A 5911-nucleotide genomic window follows, 5' to 3' on the forward strand; every position below is an offset into this window, starting at 1 on the left:
CACCCGGAAGGCGCCGCGCCCCTGGTGCGAACACGATGCAAGGAGACCCCGCCCTTTCCCACGGCCTCACGGTCCGAGCCCCCGGGAGGACCCCATGACCGCCAGTCTGGATCAGCTGCGCCGCTGCCACTTCGCCGTCGACCTGGGCGCGGCGCGGACCCGCGTGTATGTGAAGGGCACCGGTCTGGTGGTCGACCAGCCCAGCGTGGCCGCCGTGAACACCAGGACCGGCGCGCTGATCGCGGTAGGGGAGTTCGCCGAGCGGATGACGGGCCGTACGCCCCACTACATCCGGGTCGTCCGCCCGGTCTCGGGCGGCAGCGTCGTCGACATCGAGATGGCCCAGCGGATGCTGCGTCAGCTGCTCGGCGACAAGACGCGCCGTACGCTGCGCCGCAAGCCCTTCCTGCGGGCCGCCGCCTGCACGCCGCACGACGCGGACCCGCTCGGCAGGCGCGCGGCGATCGAGACGCTGGTGGGCCTCGGCGCGCGGCGCGTCGAGCTCGTCGACACCCTCCTCGCCGCCGGGGTCGGCTGCGGGCTGCCGGTCGAGCGTCCCGAGGCCACGATGATCATGGTGTGCGGTGCCGCGGCCACGCAGCTGGCCGTGCTCTCCCTGGGCGCGATCGTGACCGCGGAGCGCATCCCGGTGGGCGGTGAGGCCGTGGACCGCGCGATCGTGCAGCATCTGCGGCACAAGCACGAGCTGATGCTGCCCAGCCAGTCCGTACGGCCGCTCCAGATCGCCCTGTCCGGCAACGGGCTGACCGCGCACGGGCCCACCTCCACCGTGATCACCGGGCTGGATGTCGCCACCGGGCTCGCCCGTTCCGTCAAGGTCGACACGGCCGCCGTACGCCACGCCATCCAGACGCCGCTCACGGCCGTGCTCGACGGCATCGGCAAGGTGCTGCGGGACTGCCCGCCGGACCTCGTGGCCGACCTCGCGGACCGGGGGATCATGATGGTCGGCGGGAGTGCGCTGCTGCCGGGCCTCGACCAGATGCTGCGCGCCTCGACGGGCATGCCGGTGCATATCGCCGAGCGGCCCGAACTCTGCGCGATCCAGGGGCTGGGCGCCATGCTGGAGGGCCGTGTGGAGCCGCTGGAGCTGCATCTGCCGGCGGACGACTGAGCCGGGGGCCGCGGGATCCCGGCGGGGTTTCGCGCCCGGCGGGGCTCCGCGCCCGGCGGGACGGGCAACCGGGCACTGCGGTACGCATTGCCCACTTCGCGCAGGAGCTGCGAAGCCGGCACAGGCACGCATGCGTGACAGTCCGTCCTGCGCCACCCCCACTCCACCCACCAGGGAAGCCGGGTCCTCCGCCATGCGGTCGTGGAGCGGGACGCGGAGCGCGGGCGGCGGGGGATGACGGTGAACTCGCCGAAAGCGGGGCATACTTGGTCGACCAACTGCTTTAGGGCCGTCCCCGCACGTTCGACCCGTTGTGTCCCGTGACGGGGCCCGACACCGGAGGAGGGGCATGACGGCGCGGCTGGGCGGACGCATCATCACGTTCTACTCGTACAAGGGTGGTACGGGCCGCACGATGGCGTTGGCGAACACCGCGTGGATCCTCGCCGCCAACGGCGCACGTGTGCTGGCCGTGGACTGGGACCTGGAAGCCCCCGGGCTCGATCGCTTCTTCCGCCCGTTCCTCAACCCCGACGCGCTCGCGGCCACCACCGGGGTGATCGACATGATCACCGACTACTCCTGGGCGGCGGCCTCCGGAAGCCGCCGATCCGGTTCCTGGCACCGGGAGTACGCCCGGGTCGAGCGGCACGCCGTCTCCCTCACTCCGGAGCTCCTCGGCCTGTCCTTCCCGGGCGGCGGCTCGCTCGACCTCCTCTCCGCGGGACGGCAGAGCCGCGAGTACTCGGCCACCGTCTCGTCCTTCGAATGGGACAACTTCTACGAGCGCCTCGGCGGCGGCATGTTCCTGGACGCGCTGCGCGACGACATGAAGGCGTCGTACGACTACACCCTCATCGACAGCCGCCCCGGCCTCTCCGACAGCGCGGACATCTGCACCGTCCACATGCCCGACGTCCTCGTCGACTGCTTCACGCTCAGCCACCAGTCCCTGGACGGCGCGGCCGCCGTGGCCCGCGCTGTGGTGGAGGGCTGCAGCGAACGCCGGATCCGGGTGCTGCCCGTGCCGATGCGGGTCGACGAGGGCGAGAAGGAGAAGGCCGACGCGGGACGAGCGCTGGCCCGGCTCGAGTTCGACGGACTGCTCAAAGGCCGGGGCGGCGAGGAACTCGGCCCCGCCGAGCTGAACAGGTACTGGGGGAGCGTGGAGATCCCGTACCGCCCGTACTACGCGTACGAGGAGATCCTCGCGACCATCGGCGACGAGAGCGGCGTCACTACCTCCCTGCTCTCCGCCTTCGAGCGGCTCACCGGAGTGATCTCCGACGGAGAGGTGACGCGGCTCCCGCCGGTGCCCGAGCCGGTGCGGCGGCGCTGCCTGAGCGCCTTCACCCGGCGGCCGCCGAGGACCACGTTCGCCGAACTCCTCATCGTGTACACGGCGGAGAACCGCATATGGGCGGAGTGGCTGGAGAGGGTGTTCGACGAGCACGCCGGACGGGTGACCCTGCACGACGTGTCCACCGGCGTCCCGGAGCGCCCGGAACCGGCGACGCGCACCCTGCTGCTGGTGTCGAACGCCTTCCTGAAGGCCCGGAACTCGGACGCCACCTGGCACAACCTCACAGCCACCGGCCCGGGCCTGCCACGCGCCGGCGTGACACCGCTACGGATCGACGAGACCCGGCTTCCCGCCTCCTACCTCACACACGCCCCGGTGACTCTGCACCGTCTCGACGAAACCCAGTGCGTCGGCGCACTGTTCAAGGCCCTGGGCCTGCCGACGGATCACCCGGTGACCCGTGAGACGGGCCCCCGCTTCCCGGGACGCACGCCGGCGATCTGGAACGCGCCCTGGCGCAACGCCCGCTTCACCGGGCGGGCCACAGTCCTCGACCGGCTGCGCGAGCAGCTTCACGGCGGCCTCTCCCCCGTGCTGCCGCAGCCACAGACGCTGTACGGACTCGGCGGCGTGGGCAAGACCCAGCTGGCCCTGGAATACACACACCGGTTCATGAGCGACTACGACCTGGTGTGGTGGATCTCCGCGGAGGAGCAGGACAACGTCGTCGCCTCACTGGCGGAACTCGCCGCGCGGATCGGTGCACCCCGCGGTGACGACATGGCACTGGCCGGCAACGAGGCCGTGCAGATGCTGGCCCGTGGAGTGCCGACCAAACGCTGGCTTCTCGTCTTCGACAACGCCGACGCCCCCGAACAGCTCAGCCGGTACTTCCCGGCGGGCGACGGCGGGCACATCATCGTCACCTCCCGCGACCAGGCCTGGGCTCGGACGGCCGACTTGCTGGCCGTCGACGTGTTCCAGCGCGAGGAGAGCGTCGAGTACCTCACCCGGCGCGCGCCCGGTCTGAGCGCCGAGGAGGCCGACCGTGTGGCGGAGGCGGTGGGCGACCTGCCGCTCGCCGTGGAGCAGGCGGCGGCCTGGCTCGCCGAGACAGCCATGCCCGTCGACACCTACCTGGACCAGCTCGCCGGCCAGACCGCCCAGCTGCCGGCCCTCAACGGGCCCGCCGACTACCCGGATACCGTCGCCGCCACCTGGAACATCTCCATCTCCCGTCTGAAGGAGCGTTCCCCCGCCGCGGCCCGTCTTCTGGAACTGTGCGCGTTCCTGGCCCCGGAGCCCATCTCGTCGCAGCTCCTCTGCAACCGGGAGATGATCGACGCCCTCGAACCGTACGACCCGGATCTTCAGGGGAGCTTCCTCATCGGGCGCCTCATCCGGGAGATCGGCCGGTTCGCACTGGCGAAGATCGACTCCACCGGCACCATCCAGATCCACCGCCTGGTCCAGGCCGGGATCCGCTCCCAGCTCTCCGAGGAGCAGCAGCGGCAGGCCCGGCACGTCGTCCACACCGTCCTCGCGGGCGCCCGGCCCGACGCCGACGAGCCCGTCGACGCCCCCGGGACATGGTCGCGCTTCGACGCGATCTGGCCCCACCTCCTTGCCTGCGACATCCAGGACTGCTCCGAGCCCGAACCCCGCCGCCTGCTCATCGACCGCGTCCGGTACCTGTGGAAGCGCGGGAAACTGTCCGGCGCGTGTCAGCTGGCCGAGGAGGTGCTGGCGCGCTGGAGGGAGACCCTCGGCGAGGACGACATGCAGTACCTGTACCTGCGCGGTCAGCTCGCCAACGTGCTGCGCTCCCAGGGGCGTCTCGTGGAGGCGAGGGACATCGACCAGGACCTGTTGGCGCGCCAACGCCGTGTCCTCGGTGACTCGCATCCGTACACGTACTTCACCACGTCCCAGCTCGCGGGCGACCTCTCGGCACTCGGCGAGTACCGGTCCGCCGTCGAACTGGCCAGGGAGGCACACGAAGGCCTCAGCCGGACCTTCCACGAGTCCCATCCGCGTACCCTCGACGCCGCCGGCAACCTGGCCTTCGCGCTGCGCATGGTCGGCAGCTACGACCTGGCCCGCGAACTCGACCAGGACGTCCTCGACCGCCGTACGGAGGTCCTGGGCCCCGACCACCCCTGCACCCTCGCCTCGGCCTCCAGCCTCGGCCGCGACCTGCGCGAGGTCGGCCGCTACGCCGACTCCGTGGCGCTCCTCTCCCAGGTGTACGAGAAGCACAAGGACATCTTCGGGAAGCCGTTCCCCGCCACACTCACCTGCGCCAAGTCCCTTGCCGTGTCCCTGCGCCGGGTGGGCCGGTTCGAGGACGCGCTCCGGCTGACGACGGCGACCCGGGCCCAGTACCGCGCCCTGCGCTCGTCGCCGACCCCTGACCGGCTGGCCTGCGACCTGAACCTCGCGTCCGACCTGTACGCCGCCGGCGAGCGGGAGGAGGCGCGTGCGGTCGCCCGCGAGGCCCTGGCCGGGTACATGGAGGTGTCGGGCGAGGCCCATCCCTGCACCCAGAGCGCGCTCCACAACCTGGGCATCTTCCACTGGGGCTGCGGGGACCTGGAGGCGGCCGGGCAGGTGTTCCGGAAGGTCCTGCCGCGGATGACGGAGATGCTCGGAAAGGAGCACCCGCACACCCTCGTCTCGGGCATCAACTACGCCAACGTGCTCGCCGACCAGGGCCGCTTCGAGGAGGCGTACACCCTGGAGGAGAAGGCGCTGGTCACGCTGAGAGCCGTACTGGGCCCGCACCACCCGGACACCCTGACCGTGGTCGCCAACTCCTCGCTCACGCTGCGCGCGCTGGCCCGCACGGGCGAGGCACGCCGTATGCGGGAGGAGGCGCTGGGCGAACTGCGGCGGCTCGGCGACGACAACGGGATCACGCGGGCCGCGGAGCAGGAGCGGCGGATCCACCGGGATCTGGAACCGCCGGCGGTGTGAGGCGGGACCGGACGGGCCCGGTCGCCGGGAGGACGGACGGCCGGATTCGCCCGGAAGGGCACCGCCCCGCAGGGAGAGGCATCCGTGAGCGACCACTCCGGTACTCCGGCAGGACCAGCAGCGCACCGAAGTGGACCCGTCCGCCGCCGTCCGGACACGGTCGGCTGTCGGCTGTCGGCTGTCGGCTGTCGGCACCAGGTCCCGCACCGCGCTTCCCCTCTCCCGGCCCACGGACCGGGCCCCACGCTTCCGGGACTCTCCGGACGCGTCCCGACAGTGCGGGCTCCGGACCGCGTCGGCCGCCCGGGGTGCCGGAACCCTTGACTTGACCGTGCCCGCCGGGCACATTCCTGACACTGCATCAGAAAGTGGGCGTCCCGGGCCCGCACCGCCCGGCAACAGCGCGGCCTCCCTTCTCCTGACCAGCCTGGAGCGACCTGCCATGTCCTTGAACGCAGATCCCGCGGACCCCGCGGATCCCCCGGATCCCTCAGATC

At 71.7% G+C, this 5911-nt stretch carries 2 protein-coding genes; both read left to right on the forward strand.

Going from position 1 to position 5911, the window contains the following annotated elements; translation table 11 throughout:
* The first annotated feature begins 94 nt into the window (after nt 1-94).
* On the forward strand, nt 95-1135 hold the full coding sequence (locus tag FNH04_RS39970; RefSeq protein ID WP_152791026.1) for a rod shape-determining protein: 1041 nt from the start codon (nt 95-97) through the stop codon (nt 1133-1135).
* 349 nt (nt 1136-1484) lie between these two features.
* Entirely contained in the window at nt 1485-5414 is a 3930-nt protein-coding gene (gene fxsT, locus FNH04_RS39975; RefSeq protein ID WP_152791028.1) for an FxSxx-COOH system tetratricopeptide repeat protein, read from the forward strand.
* The last annotated feature ends 497 nt before the right edge of the window (nt 5415-5911 follow it).

Source organism: Streptomyces phyllanthi, from assembly GCF_009377205.1.
Lineage (GTDB): Bacteria > Actinomycetota > Actinomycetes > Streptomycetales > Streptomycetaceae > Streptomyces > Streptomyces phyllanthi.

Excerpts from the sequence above, each read along its gene's own strand:
- FNH04_RS39970 (WP_152791026.1), top strand. The coding sequence starts at position 95 with ATGACCGCCAGTCTGGATCAGCTGCGCCGCTGCCACTTCGCCGTCGAC.
- fxsT (WP_152791028.1), top strand. The coding sequence starts at position 1,485 with ATGACGGCGCGGCTGGGCGGACGCATCATCACGTTCTACTCGTACAAG.